Origin of the sequence: Pseudomonas sp. NPDC089752, from assembly GCF_044748725.1 — a bacterium.
In the GTDB taxonomy this organism is placed as follows: Bacteria; Pseudomonadota; Gammaproteobacteria; order Pseudomonadales; family Pseudomonadaceae; genus Aquipseudomonas.
Genome location: NZ_JBIVGP010000003.1, coordinates 1 through 13,522 on the forward strand (window position 1 = coordinate 1; position 13,522 = coordinate 13,522).

The following is a 13,522-nucleotide window of genomic DNA, read 5'->3' on the forward strand; positions in this document are numbered from 1 at the left end:
GGAAACATCGATTCCCAAGAAGGAAGCCATCACCAAAACCTCCTAAACTCAACACAGTGAGAGGACTTTGGCTTGGCCCACGCTTGTGATTCGAGGTCAGAGCCGCATCCAACTGTTCGGGCTCTTGCCAAAGTGGAACGGTGAATGACAGCTTGTGCTCCCACTCGTGCTCGTGGCACCTGCGGCACTCAGCTTGTCATTCACCGCTCTCACTCCAGATTCTAATCCCCCTTCAAGACACAAGCGGCTTCAGCCGCGAACACCGGCGAAGCCGGTGCCATCCACCGCGGCGTTTGCTTCGCGGCTAAAGCCGCTCCCACTGGGTAAGCGGCTATTGAATTTTTGGTTATTAATAAATAGCTTCTTATTCCTTTACGAATATAACCCTCTCCCTATACTTGTCTCCAAGCACGCATACTTACCGGAGGCGTCCCCATGCGCAATGAGTCGATTCGTTACCTGATTGTGCCGGGCTGGCAAGGATCGCCAGACAACCATTGGCAGAGTCACTGGCAGCGCACCCTGCCCAACAGCGCCCGGGTCGAACAGCACGACTGGCTCACCCCACAGCGCCAGGACTGGGTCCAAGCGCTGGAGCAGGCCATCGCCGCTGATGATTCGCCGGTGATTCTGATCGCCCACAGCCTGGGCTGCATCACCGTCGCCCATTGGGCCGAGCAGGCCAACCCGACTTTGCTGCGTCGTGTACGCGGAGCGTTGCTGGTAGCGCCAGCGGACGTCGAGCGGCCAACCTGCGCGCCCGCCCTGCGCAACTTCGCGCCAATCCCGCTGCAGGCATTGCCATTCCCCAGCCAGGTGGTCAGCTCCGACAACGACCCGGCAGTGAGCGTGCCGCGCGCGCTGTACCTCGCTCAGGCCTGGGGCGCCGAAGCGGGTTTGCTGAGCAACGCCGGGCACATCAACGTCAAGTCCGGGCATGAACGCTGGGAGCAGGGTTTCGCCTACCTGTATCGCCTGCAAAGCCGGGTCGAGCAGCGCGCACTGCGCCGCGCCTGATCGGCCCTACTGTTTACCGTTAGCCTGACGCCCGGCCGCTGGAGGCCTGGGGCGGGAGTTCGTCATGACCTTGCAAAACCCATTCGGCCAGCCGTTGCTGACCTTCCCTGAACTGGACAAGAGCCCCTTGAGCATCCGAGCCAAGGCGCTGGTGTTCATCGACCCACGCTCGCAGCAGTTGCGCCAGGCCCTGGAACGGCTGGCGCCGCAGCCGCTGCCGGTGCTGATCCGCGGCGAGACCGGCACCGGCAAGGAGCTGCTGGCCCGGCAAATTCACCGCGCCAGCGACCGTAGCGGGTTGTTCGTCTCGGTCAACTGCGCGGCCATCAGCCCCACCTACGCCGATGCCGAGCTGTTCGGCTACAGCGCCGGCACCCACGGCGGTACCGCCAGCAGCCGCGCCGGCTGGTTCGGCTCGGCCAATGGCGGCACGTTGTACCTGGACGAAATCGCCGACCTGCCGCTGGAAATCCAGGGCAAGCTGCTGGCCGCGCTGGAAAACCGCGAAGTCACCCGAGTCGGCGCCCAGCAGCCGCAACCGGTGGATGTGCGCCTGGTGGCCGCCACCAGCATCGACCTGGCGCGGGTAGTCAAGGCCGGCAGGTTCAACGAGCGCTTGTACCAGTACCTGCGCGAAGGCGCACTGGAGCTGCCACCGCTGCGCGAACGGCGCGGCGATATTCTGCCTCTGGCCGAATACTTCGTCGGCATCTACACCGCTCGCCTGCAGCGCCCGGTGCCACTCATCAGCGAGGCGGCCCAGCAGGTGCTGGAAGCCCACGCCTGGCCCGGCAATACCCGCGAGCTCGAGAACATCATCCACTTCGCGCTGCTGGTCAACGACAGTGAAGAGATCCTGCCGGAGGATCTCGACCTGCCGGACCCCGCGCGCTAGACATCGCTCATAAGCAAAGCCGGTGGTGGCATTTTGTTTTTGGAATAAGTAGCTAATTAAAAGGTATTGTTGCGGAATAAAAAATCTCGGTATCTTCCGCTTCACGCCCGCTGATGAAACGGTTGGGCACCGACTTCGCCATCGCCGATGGCCAGAAACAGAACAAGGACCACCATGAAGAAGACCCTGCTGACCACCGCCCTGGCCGCCGCCCTGTCGTTCTCCGGCCTGGCTGCCGCCGCCGAGAAACTGGTGGTTGCCGCGACCCCGGTGCCCCACGCCGAAATCCTCGAGCTGATCAAGCCGACCCTGGCCAAAGAAGGCGTGGACCTGCAGATCAAGGTCTTCACCGACTACGTGCAGCCGAACGTGCAAGTTGATCAAAAACGCCTGGACGCCAACTACTTCCAGACCCTGCCGTACCTGAAGAGCTTCAACGAAGGCAAAGGCACCCACCTGGAAACCGTGATCGGCGTTCACGTCGAACCGTTCGGTGGCTACTCGAAGAAGATCAAGAACCTGTCCGAGCTCAAGGACGGCGCCACCGTTGCCATCCCGAACGAAGGCAGCAACAGCGGCCGCGCCCTGATCCTGCTGCAGAAGGCCGGCCTGATCACGCTGAAAGACCCGAAAAACGCCCTGGCCACGCCGAAAGACATCGCCGAGAACCCGAAGAACCTGAAGTTCCGCGAGCTGGAATCGGCCATGCTGGCGCGTGTCATCGACCAGGTCGACCTGGACATGATCAACACCAACTACGCACTGGAAGCGGGCCTGAACCCGGCCAAGGACGCGCTGGTAATCGAGGGCAGCGACTCGCCGTACGTGAACTTCCTGGTGGCCCGCCCGGACAACAAGGACAGCGAGGCTATCCAGAAGCTGGCCAAAGCGCTGACCAGCCCTGAAGTGAAAGAATTCATCGCCAAGAAGTACAGCGGTGCGGTTCTGCCGGCGTTCTGATTCTTCACGCTATGAAAAACGCCGACGCATTTGCGTCGGCGTTTTTGTTTGTGGCCGATAGTGGCTGATGTATGCGAATCCCAGTGGGAGCGGCTTCAGCCGCGAACACCGGCGAAGCCGGTGCCATCCACCGCGTCGCTTGCTTCGCGGCTAAAGCCGCTCCCACTTGGCTAATGTGCTGGCACCAGCCTGAGCGTGCTCTGCGCCGGAATCACCCCCATCTGCGCCCGCTGATAGCGCCCCTCGATGTACCCCGCGGCCTGATCCGAGTAGTGCTTGTCGAACGGCACCCCACTCTGTCCGACCGGGTTGCTGGTCAGCGCCTGCCCGGCATCGGCGAAGTCGATCAGCCGCCGTGTCGAAGGCCCATACGTCACCGGCCATGGCGCCGGACCAATCTTCGCCGACAGGTTGTTGGGCACCTCATGCGTCCCCGGTGCGGCAAACGGCCCGACATTGAAAATCAGGTTCAGCGGCATCTTCACACCCAGCGGATGGTTGTGTGTCAGGGTATGGGCCTTGCCCCATTGCCAGCTGGCCGGGTCTTTACCAAAGGTCTCGTCCAGGTGCCTGAGGGTCTGCTGCCAGGCGATGCGCACGACGGCGGCGCGGTCGGTACGTTCATTGGCGCCGCGGGTGCTCCACCACGGCGATTCGGCGTCGGCGGCCAAGCGTGGCAGCGCGGCGTCGATGGCGCGGGTGCTGATCAGTATCGGGAACCAGGTGTCGCCGAGTTCGTCATGTAATGCGGCATACGCCAGCTGATAGAGGAATTGGTTGAACAGTGTGGCGCTGGTCGAGTCCAGCGGGTAGTCACCGCGCCAGGCCGCCAGTTGCTCGACCAGCTCTTTTTCCTCATCGCCCTGGGCGATGCTGCGCAAGGTCGCCAGTAACGGCGCCAGAGTGCGTGGGCCGTAATCGTTGGCAGTGTCCAGTTGCAGCGCTTGGCTGTTGTCGATGTCCCACGTCACGTCCGGGTTGGCCAGGTGGCGGTCCAGCTGTCGGCCCCGGTCCGGCAGGTTGTAGTAGCCCGGGACCGGCACCACGGCGGGCGGCTGGTAGTTGGCCGAAACGATGTAGCCGCTGGCCGGGTTTTCCTGTTGCGGGTTGACGCTGAAGGGGTAGAAGCCCAGCTTGTCGGCTTGTGCGCTTGAGCCATCGAGGATGAACGTCGGGTTGACGCCATCCGGGCGTATCGGCAGTTGCGCGGCAGCCCACCAGCCAATATCGCCCCTGGCATTGGCCCAGACGAAATTGAGCCCCGGTGCCTGAACCTTGGCCGCCGCCTCGCGCATTTTCGCCAGGGTGTCGGCGCGGTTGAGCTGGTAGAAACCTTCGAGGATCGGGTTTTCGGTTTCCAGAAACGCCCACCACATGGCGATCGGCGCTGCGCCAGCAGTTGCGCCCAGCACTTCATTGACGATCGGGCCGTGGGGTGAGCGACGCAGTTCGACGGTGACCGGCTGCTCGCCTTTGACGGCGATCTGCTGCTGAGTCCTTTCCAGTGTTCGCCATTGGCCATCGACCATGACCTGATCGCTGTTGGCCGGGTTGGTCTTTTCCGCGATCAGATCGACATCGTCGTTCTGGAACATGGTCAGGCTCCAGCCGAAGTCGCGGTTGTGGCCGAGCAGCGCGAACGGGTTGAGTGCCTGGAAATAGCCATACAGGTTGAACCCCGGCGCTGACAGTTCGGCCTCGTACCAGACCGCTGGCACCGCAAAGCTGATGTGCGGGTCACCGGCCAGTAACGGCTTGCCGCTGCGGGTGCGGCTGCCGGCCACGGCCCAGGCGTTGCTGCCCTCGAACTGCGGAATGCCGGCATCGCCAAGTGCTTCGTGGCTGAGCCGGGCGAGGGCTTCCAGGCTTTGCCAGTCAGCTGTGGCCAGCGGTGTGCCCAATGCGCCGTCTGGCTGCCAGTCGAGGTCAAAGATTTTCAGGTATTGCGGGCCGAGCTGGTCGCGAATGTAGGTGAGCGCAGGCTCGGTACGGAATGCAGCGGCAAAACTGTAGGCCAGGTAGCCGGCGATGCTCAGGGTGTCTTCAGCCGTGAACGGCCTGGGCGCGATGCCGAGCAGGTCGAACTCCATGGGTTTGGGGTGGCTGGCCTGCCAGTTGTTGACGCCATCAAGGTAGGCTTGCAGGGCTTGCCAAGCGGCTGATTGGCGGTCCAGGCGCTGCACCATCGACGCCGCCTGGTCGCGGATGCGCAGGCTACGGAACAGGGTGTCGGTGGGCAGCAACTTTTTGCCCAGCACCTCGGCCAGTTCGCCACGCGCCAAGCGGCGCATGATCTCCATCTGGAACAGTCGGTCCTGGGCATGCACATAGCCCAGGGCGCGGTACAGGTCCGCTTCGTTCTGCGCCTGCAGGTGCGGCACGCCGCGGGCGTCATAACGCACGCTTACCGGGGCCTGCAGGCCGGCCATCGCTACCTCGCCGTCGCGTTGCGGCAGTTTACCGTGCACGTACCAGTAACCGGCGCCGGCGGCCACGGCTATCACCACGGCCAACAGGGTCAGGCTGCGCTTCATCGTGACTCCTTGTGCAATCGAGCGGAAACTGTGGTCCGATCATCGACGGATTCGCGCACAGAGCATAGTCCCCCGATAGGAGTTTCCATGTCCCTCAGCGAAAAACAGAAAATGCTCACAGGCCAGCTCTATCACGCCAGTTGCCCCGAGCTGCAGGCCGAGCAGATCGCCAACAAGCACTGGATGCACCGTTACAACACCAGCGTCGAGCTGCTCAACGACGCGCGCAACGGTCTGCTCGCCGAACACTTCGGCCATGTTGGCGAAGGCACGGTGATCCGCCCGCCGTTCTTCTGCGATTACGGCTACAACATCAGCGTCGGCCGCAACACCTTCATGAACTTCAACTGCGTGATCCTCGACGTGGTGCCGGTGCGCATCGGCGACGACTGCCAGATCGGCCCGGCGGTGCAGATCTATACCGCCGACCACCCGCTCGACCCCGAGCAGCGGCGCAGCGGGCTGGAAAGCGGGCGGCCGGTGACTATCGGCAACAATGTGTGGATCGGCGGTGCAGCGATCATCCTGCCGGGGGTGACCATTGGCGATAACGCGGTGGTCGGCGCTGGCAGCGTGGTAACCCGCGATGTGCCGGCGGGCGCGGTGGTGGTGGGAAATCCGGCGCGGGTTCGTCAGCCGGCCCAGGGGCAGTAGCAGCCGACGGCCAGGGTGTTCGACGCGGTGACCTGCCGACCATCGAGCAGCGCCTTGAGGATCGGTTCGACGAAGCTGTTGCTGGCGTTGCACACCGCGCCTTCGCTGTAGGGGCCGAAGTAGGCCAGATTCCCCTGGCGATCCCAGATTGCCACGGCGGGGGAGGCGGGCAGTTGTTCGCTGCCAGGTAAGTGGGCGATGGGCTGAAGGCTGGCGAGGTTGGCCGGCAACTGGCCGTGGCTGCCGGGCTTTTGAACCACGTGGAAGGTCACGTCGTTGCCTGCGAAGTGGCTCACCAACTCGCCCAGGTGCTGCTGGTTGCCGACGTTGCAGGGGCAGGCCGGGTCCCAGAAGTGCACCACGCGGATCGGGCCGGGGCCCGCGAGTTCGACGGGCAGGCGCAGCTGGCTGCCGTCGAACAGCGTGGCCTGGTTGTCGAACGGGCGCAGGTAGCGTGATTGGAAGCTGTCGTAGGCCCACCAGAGCACGGCGGCGCCGATCAGCAGTGCCAGAATGGCCGGGGTCGATTTCAAAATGCCGCGCTGCATGGAATTTCCACATTGCTGGATGCGGCGCAAATCCCTTGTGGGAGCGGGCTTGCCCCGCGAATGCGCCAGATCGGATGAAGATGTAGCCGTGACTGACGCGTTCGCGGGGCAAGCCCGCTCCCACAGGGATCTGCGTCGTTCGGCAGCGATATTTCCAAGCTTGCCACGATGGGGCCAAGAGCTGAATATCACAGGTCAATACTCGCTTCGCTGTGGATATACCCGATGCCTGCTGCTCTTCACCCCGACCGCCTGCGCCCAAGCCTTGCGCCGTTCAGCGCTCGCCAGCCGTTGTCTGCCTTGGCGCAGGACTATCAGCGCTTCTATGGCCTGAACCTGCCCGTACAGAGCTGGCTGGGTGGGTTCCAGGCAGCGGGGTTCGATTTGGTCGGGCAAGCCTGGCTACCGGCGCAGCCGATGGCGACGCTGTTTCTACTGCATGGTTACTACGACCACATGGGCCTGTATCGGCACGTGATCGAGTGGGCGTTGAATCAGGGTTATGCGGTCATCAGTTGCGACCTGCCGGGGCACGGGCTGTCCAGCGGCGAGCGGGCCAGCATCACGGATTTTGCGTTGTACCAGCAGGTGCTGGAGGCCTTGTTCGAGCAGGCGCGCCACCTTGAGCTGCCGCGCCCGTGGCACCTGTGCGGGCAGAGCACGGGCGGGGCGATTGCGGTGGATCACTTGCTGCACCAGGGCGCGCAAAGCCCGATCGATGGCCAGGTGATTCTCCTGGCGCCGCTGGTGCGGCCACGGGCCTGGCGCTGGTCGAAATTCAGTTATCGGGTGTTGCGCCACTTCGTCAATGGCATCGAGCGGCGCTTCAGTGAGAACAGCAACGACCCGACCTTCTTGCCGTTTCTGCAATCCGACCCGCTGCAACCCCGGCGCCTGCCGACCGCCTGGGTCGGTGCGCTGATGGCGTGGGTCAAGCGCATTGAAGCCGCCCCGTGCAGCACGCGGCAGCCGTTGATTGTGCAAGGTGAAGCTGACGGCACAGTGGATTGGCCCTACAACCTCAAGGTGCTCAAGGCCAAGTTCAGCGAGCCGCAGATCCTGATGCTGCCCGAGGCCCGTCACCATTTGGCCAACGAGCTGCCGAGCATCCGTCAGCGTTACTTCGACTTCATCGACCAGCGGCTGGGCTGATCACTTGAGGTTGGCGCCGCTCTGGCCGACCGCCAGCCCCGCACGCACGGCGGCGACTGCGGCCTGGTAGTAGGCCTTGCCTTCCGGCGATTCGGCGAACGTGGCGAATTCTTCGAGTTCGGCGTCGGACAGGTCGCGGTAGACATACAGCAACGTATTGTTGAGGTCTTCGCCGATCTGATTCATCAGCCGCTGGCGCTGGCCATCGAGCAGGCCCTGTGCCTGGCCGCCACCGAACAGGCCGGGGATCATCGAGCTGAGGCTGTCGGCGGCCACCCCGGCAATCGCCAGGCTGACTTCGGCACCGGCTTCGCGGGCCGGCAGTGCCTGGGCCAGGTGGCCGATGATCAGCAGGCGGTTGTCGCTGGCCTGGATTTTCGGCAGGCCCTTGGCGTTCTTGGCCAGTTGGTCCTTGCGCGTGGCCAGCAGTTCGGCGGCGACGATCTTGCGGCCCAGCGGTGACTGGAAGAAGGCCAGCGCTGGCGCCGGGTTGGGCAACGCGCTGCGCAGTTGCGCCTGGGCACGGCGGTCCATGCCCTCGGCCTGGAAGCGCTGATTGCTGTTGTTGACCAGCGCCTGGTAAACCGTAGGCGGCAGGCTGTTACGGTAGCGCTGCTGGGCGGCGCTCACGGCATCGTTGAAGTGGGCGCGCTGGTCGGGCCAGCCGGCGGCCTTGTACAGCTGATCGAGGCTGTCTGCCCAGACAGGCATGGTGCAGATCATCAGCAGAAGCAGGGAAAACAGACGGCGCATTCAGGACTCCTGTCGGCAGTGGGCTATTGTCCTTGGCTCGGCGCCGGTTTGTCGAGACGGGCGCGTGATTCTCGGCCAAGTGGCGCTGTGCGAGTGCAGGGCTTATGGATATGATGCGCGCCATGCACATCTCCCTTGAACACCCGATGCTAGCGGCCGTCGTCGACGATCTGGCAACCCATGGTTGGTCGCAGCAGGCTCTGTTCGTGCCTGGCGAACTGGTGCGCGCGCTGGCGACCGAATGTCGGCGGCGTGATGCCGAAGGCCAGCTCAACCCGGCCGGGGTCGGGCGTGGCGTGGCGCAGGAGGTGCGCGAGGCGATCCGTGGCGACCAGATCGAGTGGATCGACCCTGGCCAGGCCGAGGCCTGCGACCGCTACCTGGACGTCATGGACCAGCTGCGCCTGGCCATCAACCAGGGGTTGTTCCTTGGCCTCGAAGACTTCGAATGCCATTTCGCTCTGTATCCACCCGGTGCGTTCTATCGCCGGCACCTGGACCGCTTCCGCGACGACGACCGGCGTATGGTTTCCGCTGTGCTGTACCTCAATGAGAACTGGCAGCCGCAGGATGGCGGCCAGTTGCGCATGTTCCTGGCGGATGATGTGGTGCACGACGTGCAGCCCGTGGCCGGCACCCTGGTGATCTTCCTTTCGGGCGAGGTGCCCCACGAAGTGCTGCCCGCCGGGCGTGAGCGGCTATCGTTGACCGGCTGGTTCCGGCGTCGTGGCAGTGACCTGTTCTGAGAGGCCCACTCTGCTGGTCAGCGCCGGCCTCTTCGCGGGGCAAGCCCGCTCCCACAGATAGGTTAGGGTTCACAATATTGTGGGAGCGGGCTTGCCCCGCGAAAGGGCCGGTACGGGCAATAAATCAACTACTGCCCGGCAGCCGTCTGCGGCACACCCTTGAACCACTTCTGTTCAAGCTCAGCCGTGCGGCCGCTGTCCTTGAGCCGCTGCAGCGCGTTGTTCACCGCACTCTCGAATGCCGGGTTGTCTTTCTGGAACGGAATCACCAGTTTCTTCTCACCAATTGGCAGGCTCACATCGAGCGGGCCATCATTGGCTGGCGATTCGGTCGACGGCGTCAGGGCGACATCGTACTTGCCGCTTTCCACACCCGGCAGCACTTCTGCGGCCGGCGCTTCGACGAACTCCGCCCGCAGGTCCAGCTCGCGGGCCAGCTCCTGGCCGAGTTCGATTTCAAAACCGGTCAGGCGCTCATTTTCCTTGAACGAGTACGGCGCGTTATCGGCCTGCACGGCAATGCGCAGTTCGCCCCGGTCGGCTATTTCGTCTATCAGCTCGGCTTGAGCCAATGGCGTGATGAGTACTGCCAGCAGTACGCCTATGGTCGAACGCATGTAATGCCCCTTTTTTTGGCAAATGAATAACTTTCGCCACGACTTTCTTCCTCGCCGTGGTCGAGCGCAGCCTATGACCTTGAAGCCTTGGCGAGGTTTAACCCTAACTGAAATATTTCTCTTTGTGGGCTATGGTGAACTACCGCCGCCGTAGGATTTTTCTGGTGGTGGCTTTTAAGTGAATCACAGGAGAAGTGAATGAACAGCCTATTTTCGCGTGCTGCCGTTGCCGGTCTGCTGATGGGGGCCTCGGTATTGGCCAGCGCTGCGGATGCACTGAAGAGCCAGGAGCCGCCCAAGGATGCCAAGGTCTTCATCGTTTCCCCCGCCGACGGTGCCACGGTCGACAAGACCTTCACCGTCAAGTTTGGTATCGAGGGCATGGATCTCAAACCAGCGGGTGACCAGACCCCGCACACCGGCCATCACCACCTGCTGGTGGATGTCGACAAGGAACCCGTGGCGGATATGCCGCTGCCCACCAGCCTGATGCCGGAAGCCGGCACCGCACTGCCGGCCGGCCCGCAGGTGCTGCATTTTGGCAAGGCGCAGACCGAAGCTACCATCACCCTGACGCCGGGCAAGCACACCCTGCAACTGGTGCTGGGTGACCAGTATCACGTGCCGTTCAAGCCGAGCGTCGAGTCGAAAAAGGTCACTGTTACTGTGAAGTAGGTGCTGAACCCTTCGCGGGCAAGCCCGCTCCCACAGGGAAAGCACAAGCTTCAAGGGCTGTGCAGTACCTGTGGGAGCGGGCTTGCCCGCGAAGCAGACGAAACCGATTTCGCTGACAAAAAAAGGGAGGCCACCAGGGCCTCCCTTTTTCATCCAGCGATCAAGCTCAGAACAGTACGCGCGAGCGGATGGTGCCCTTGACGTGCTGCAGCTTCTCTTGCGCCAGGTCCGAATACTCGGCATCGACATCGATGACCACGTAACCCACTTTCTCGTTGGTCTGCAGGAACTGACCAGAGATGTTGATCCCGTTCTCGGCGAAGACTTTGTTGATCTCGCTGAGCACGCCCGGGATGTTTTCGTGAATGTGCAGCAGGCGGTGCTTGCCTGGGTGCGCCGGCAGCGCCACTTCCGGGAAGTTGACCGAGGACACCGAGGTACCGTTGTCGCTGTACTTGACCAGTTTCTCGGCGACTTCCAGGCCGATGTTGGCTTGGGCCTCGGCGGTCGAGCCGCCGATGTGCGGGGTCAGGATCACGTTGTCCAGGCCGCGCAGCGGGCTTTCGAACTCTTCGTCGTTGGAGCGCGGCTCGACCGGGAACACGTCGATGGCGGCGCCGATCAGGTGCTTGTCCTTGATCGCGGCGGCCAGGTGGTCCAGCTCGACCACGGTGCCACGGGCGGCGTTGATCAGGATCGCGCCCTTCTTCATCGCACGGATTTCTTTCTCGCCGATCATCCACTGGGTGGACGGCAGCTCAGGCACGTGCAGCGAGACGATGTCGGCCAGGCCCAGCAGCTCGTTGAGGCTGGTGACCTGCACGGCGTTGCCCAGCGGCAGCTTGGTCAGCGGGTCGTAGAAGTAGACCTGCATGCCGAGGTTTTCAGCCAGTACCGACAGCTGGGTGCCGATCGAGCCGTAGCCGACGATGCCCAGCTTCTTGCCACGGATCTCGAACGAGTTGGCCGCGCTCTTGATCCAGCCGCCACGGTGGCAGGAAGCGTTTTTCTCAGGGATGCCGCGCAGCAGCAGGATGGCTTCGGCCAGCACCAGCTCGGCCACCGAACGGGTGTTCGAGTACGGTGCGTTGAACACGGCGATACCGCGTTCACGGGCAGCTTCCAGGTCGACCTGGTTGGTGCCGATGCAGAAGCAGCCCACGGCGACCAGTTTCTTGGCGCAGTCGAAGATCTCTTCGGTCAGCTGGGTACGCGAACGGATGCCGATGAAGTGGGCATCAGCGATCTTTTCCTTAAGCTCGGCTTCGGGCAACGAACCAGTGAGGTATTCGATGTTGGTGTAGCCGGCAGCCTTGAGGGTATCGACCGCGTTCTGGTGCACACCTTCAAGAAGAAGGAACCGGATCTTGCTCTTGTCGAGAGAAGTCTTGCTCATCTGCGTAAACCTGTATCCCGGAGAAAAAATGGCGAGGAGTGATGCTAGGCGCAGCGCGGGCCTTAGCATGAACAGCGGGAGGGCTATGCTAGCATACGCGACACAATCTGAGCTTATCCCGACAGGTGAAGCGTGCTCAGGGTGACTATGAATAAGTCGAGAGTTCCAGCGATGACCTTACCCGCTGCAATTGATGAACTGATGACCCTTGTCGACCCTGGCAAGGTCCTGACTGACGCCGCTTCCCTGGAAGCTTTTGGCAAGGACTGGACCAAGCACTACCCGCCCGCCCCCAGCGCCATCGTGTTGCCCAAGAGCGTAGAACAGGTTCAGGCAATCGTCGCCTGGGCCAACCGCCATCAGGTCGCGCTGGTGCCCTCCGGTGGCCGTACCGGGCTTTCCGGCGGCGCTGTGGCAGCCAATGGCGAGGTGGTGGTCGCTTTCGACTACATGAATCAGATTCTCGACTTCAACGCCTTCGACCGCACCGTGGTCTGCCAGCCAGGGGTGATCACCCGCCAGTTGCAGGCGTTCGCCGAAGAGCAGGGCCTTTATTACCCGGTGGATTTCGCTTCCAGTGGCTCCAGCCAGATTGGCGGCAATATCGGCACCAATGCCGGTGGCATCAAGGTGATTCGCTACGGCATGACCCGCAACTGGGTGGCCGGCCTCAAAGTGGTCACCGGCAAGGGTGAACTGCTCGAGTTGAACAAGGACTTGATCAAGAACGCCACCGGGTACGACCTGCGCCAGTTGTTCATCGGCGCCGAAGGCACTCTGGGCTTCGTGGTCGAGGCGACCATGCGCCTGGACCGCGCCCCGCGCAATCTCACTGCGATGGTGCTGGGTACCCCTGACTTCGACTCGATCATGCCGGTGCTGCATGCCTTCCAGGGCAACCTCGACCTGACCGCGTTCGAGTTCTTCTCCGACAAGGGCCTGGCCAAGATCATGGCCCGCGGCGACGTGCCTGCGCCGTTCGCCACCGACTGCCCGTTCTATGCCTTGCTGGAATTCGAGGCCAGCACCGAAGAGGTGGCCAACGAAGCGCTGGCCACCTTCGAGCACTGCGTCGAGCAAGGTTGGGTGCTTGACGGGGTGATGAGCCAGAGCGAAACCCAGCTGAAAAACCTGTGGAAACTGCGCGAGTACCTGTCGGAAACCATCTCGCACTGGACGCCGTACAAGAACGACATCTCGGTCACGGTTTCCAAGGTGCCCGCCTTCCTGCGCGACATCGATGCCATCGTCAACCAGCATTACCCCGACTACGAGGTGGTCTGGTACGGCCACATCGGCGACGGCAACCTGCACCTGAACATTCTCAAGCCCGAGCACATGAGCAAGGACGACTTCTTCGCCTCGTGCACCAAGGTCAACAAATGGGTGTTCGAGATCGTCCAGCGCTACAACGGCTCGATCTCCGCCGAGCATGGCGTGGGCATGACCAAGCGCGACTACCTGGGCTACAGCCGCTCGCCGGATGAAATTGCCTGCATGAAGGCAATAAAGGCCGTCTTCGACCCTAACGGCATCATGAATCCGGGTAAGATCTTCGCTCCTGAATAAAAAGCA

General features: G+C 62.7%; 13 protein-coding genes. 8 read left to right on the forward strand and 5 right to left on the reverse strand.

The features are described 5' to 3' along the window. The first annotated feature begins 435 nt into the window (after positions 1–435). From ACIPZF_RS05350 to ACIPZF_RS05360, 3 genes are all read left to right on the forward strand, one after another. Positions 436–1,017 (forward strand): alpha/beta hydrolase, encoded by a 582-nt coding sequence (locus ACIPZF_RS05350; protein ID WP_400796121.1) that lies wholly within the window; start codon positions 436–438, stop codon positions 1,015–1,017. Between the two features lie 64 nt (positions 1,018–1,081). Continuing rightward, positions 1,082–1,912: a sigma 54-interacting transcriptional regulator gene (locus ACIPZF_RS05355; protein ID WP_400796123.1), complete on the forward strand. Its 831-nt coding sequence runs from the start codon at positions 1,082–1,084 to the stop codon at positions 1,910–1,912. Between the two features lie 174 nt (positions 1,913–2,086). Continuing rightward, complete coding sequence (locus tag ACIPZF_RS05360) at positions 2,087–2,872, forward strand: MetQ/NlpA family ABC transporter substrate-binding protein (RefSeq protein ID WP_400796126.1); 786 nt, start codon at positions 2,087–2,089, stop codon at positions 2,870–2,872. Between the two features lie 170 nt (positions 2,873–3,042). Here the strand turns inward: ACIPZF_RS05360 and ACIPZF_RS05365 are convergent, their stop codons facing one another. Beyond that, positions 3,043–5,406, reverse strand: a complete 2,364-nt coding sequence (locus ACIPZF_RS05365; RefSeq protein ID WP_400796129.1) for a penicillin acylase family protein — start codon at positions 5,404–5,406, stop codon at positions 3,043–3,045. An 87-nt stretch (positions 5,407–5,493) separates the two neighbouring features. On the opposite strand from ACIPZF_RS05365, the gene ACIPZF_RS05370 reads away from it, so the two are divergent. After that, positions 5,494–6,060, forward strand: coding sequence for a sugar O-acetyltransferase (locus tag ACIPZF_RS05370; protein ID WP_400796132.1), 567 nt, complete (start codon positions 5,494–5,496; stop codon positions 6,058–6,060). Here the strand turns inward: ACIPZF_RS05370 and ACIPZF_RS05375 are convergent. Then, positions 6,039–6,608, reverse strand: coding sequence for a DUF6436 domain-containing protein (locus ACIPZF_RS05375; RefSeq protein WP_400796135.1), 570 nt, complete (start codon positions 6,606–6,608; stop codon positions 6,039–6,041). The genes ACIPZF_RS05370 and ACIPZF_RS05375 overlap by 22 nt on opposite strands. 225 nt (positions 6,609–6,833) lie before the next feature. Between ACIPZF_RS05375 and ACIPZF_RS05380 the strand changes: the two genes are divergently transcribed. Next, positions 6,834–7,760, forward strand: coding sequence for an alpha/beta hydrolase (locus tag ACIPZF_RS05380; RefSeq protein WP_400796138.1), 927 nt, complete (start codon positions 6,834–6,836; stop codon positions 7,758–7,760). Here ACIPZF_RS05380 and ACIPZF_RS05385 read toward each other — a convergent pair whose 3' ends face one another. Next, complete coding sequence (locus ACIPZF_RS05385; RefSeq protein ID WP_400796141.1) at positions 7,761–8,513, reverse strand: DUF2059 domain-containing protein; 753 nt, start codon at positions 8,511–8,513, stop codon at positions 7,761–7,763. It lies immediately after the preceding gene. Between the two features lie 110 nt (positions 8,514–8,623). Between ACIPZF_RS05385 and ACIPZF_RS05390 the strand changes: the two genes are divergently transcribed. Then, positions 8,624–9,259: a 2OG-Fe(II) oxygenase gene (locus ACIPZF_RS05390; protein ID WP_400797102.1), complete on the forward strand. Its 636-nt coding sequence runs from the start codon at positions 8,624–8,626 to the stop codon at positions 9,257–9,259. A 128-nt stretch (positions 9,260–9,387) separates the two neighbouring features. Here the strand turns inward: ACIPZF_RS05390 and ACIPZF_RS05395 are convergent, their stop codons facing one another. Then, positions 9,388–9,876 carry a transporter substrate-binding domain-containing protein gene (locus ACIPZF_RS05395; protein WP_400796144.1) on the reverse strand — a complete coding sequence of 163 codons (489 nt, stop codon included), beginning with the start codon at positions 9,874–9,876 and terminating at the stop codon, positions 9,388–9,390. A 198-nt stretch (positions 9,877–10,074) separates the two neighbouring features. Between ACIPZF_RS05395 and ACIPZF_RS05400 the strand changes: the two genes are divergently transcribed. Then, positions 10,075–10,551 (forward strand): DUF4399 domain-containing protein, encoded by a 477-nt coding sequence (locus tag ACIPZF_RS05400; protein WP_400796147.1) that lies wholly within the window; start codon positions 10,075–10,077, stop codon positions 10,549–10,551. Between the two features lie 166 nt (positions 10,552–10,717). Here the strand turns inward: ACIPZF_RS05400 and serA are convergent, their stop codons facing one another. Further along, entirely contained in the window at positions 10,718–11,947 is a 1,230-nt protein-coding gene (gene serA, locus ACIPZF_RS05405; RefSeq protein WP_400796149.1) for a phosphoglycerate dehydrogenase, read from the reverse strand. A gap of 171 nt (positions 11,948–12,118) precedes the next feature. Here serA and ACIPZF_RS05410 point away from each other — a divergent pair, with 171 nt between their 5' ends. Next, the gene (locus ACIPZF_RS05410; protein WP_400796152.1) at positions 12,119–13,516 is read left to right on the forward strand and encodes an FAD-binding oxidoreductase; all 1,398 of its coding nucleotides are present in this window, start codon (positions 12,119–12,121) and stop codon (positions 13,514–13,516) included. The last annotated feature ends 6 nt before the right edge of the window (positions 13,517–13,522 follow it).

Excerpts from the sequence above, each read along its gene's own strand:
- ACIPZF_RS05365 (WP_400796129.1), bottom strand. The coding sequence starts at position 5,406 with ATGAAGCGCAGCCTGACCCTGTTGGCCGTGGTGATAGCCGTGGCCGCC.
- ACIPZF_RS05355 (WP_400796123.1), top strand. The coding sequence starts at position 1,082 with ATGACCTTGCAAAACCCATTCGGCCAGCCGTTGCTGACCTTCCCTGAA.
- ACIPZF_RS05380 (WP_400796138.1), top strand. The coding sequence starts at position 6,834 with ATGCCTGCTGCTCTTCACCCCGACCGCCTGCGCCCAAGCCTTGCGCCG.
- ACIPZF_RS05370 (WP_400796132.1), top strand. The coding sequence starts at position 5,494 with ATGTCCCTCAGCGAAAAACAGAAAATGCTCACAGGCCAGCTCTATCAC.
- ACIPZF_RS05400 (WP_400796147.1), top strand. The coding sequence starts at position 10,075 with ATGAACAGCCTATTTTCGCGTGCTGCCGTTGCCGGTCTGCTGATGGGG.
- ACIPZF_RS05360 (WP_400796126.1), top strand. The coding sequence starts at position 2,087 with ATGAAGAAGACCCTGCTGACCACCGCCCTGGCCGCCGCCCTGTCGTTC.
- ACIPZF_RS05375 (WP_400796135.1), bottom strand. The coding sequence starts at position 6,608 with ATGCAGCGCGGCATTTTGAAATCGACCCCGGCCATTCTGGCACTGCTG.
- ACIPZF_RS05385 (WP_400796141.1), bottom strand. The coding sequence starts at position 8,513 with ATGCGCCGTCTGTTTTCCCTGCTTCTGCTGATGATCTGCACCATGCCT.
- ACIPZF_RS05410 (WP_400796152.1), top strand. The coding sequence starts at position 12,119 with ATGACCTTACCCGCTGCAATTGATGAACTGATGACCCTTGTCGACCCT.
- ACIPZF_RS05350 (WP_400796121.1), top strand. The coding sequence starts at position 436 with ATGCGCAATGAGTCGATTCGTTACCTGATTGTGCCGGGCTGGCAAGGA.
- ACIPZF_RS05390 (WP_400797102.1), top strand. The coding sequence starts at position 8,624 with ATGATGCGCGCCATGCACATCTCCCTTGAACACCCGATGCTAGCGGCC.
- ACIPZF_RS05395 (WP_400796144.1), bottom strand. The coding sequence starts at position 9,876 with ATGCGTTCGACCATAGGCGTACTGCTGGCAGTACTCATCACGCCATTG.
- serA (WP_400796149.1), bottom strand. The coding sequence starts at position 11,947 with ATGAGCAAGACTTCTCTCGACAAGAGCAAGATCCGGTTCCTTCTTCTT.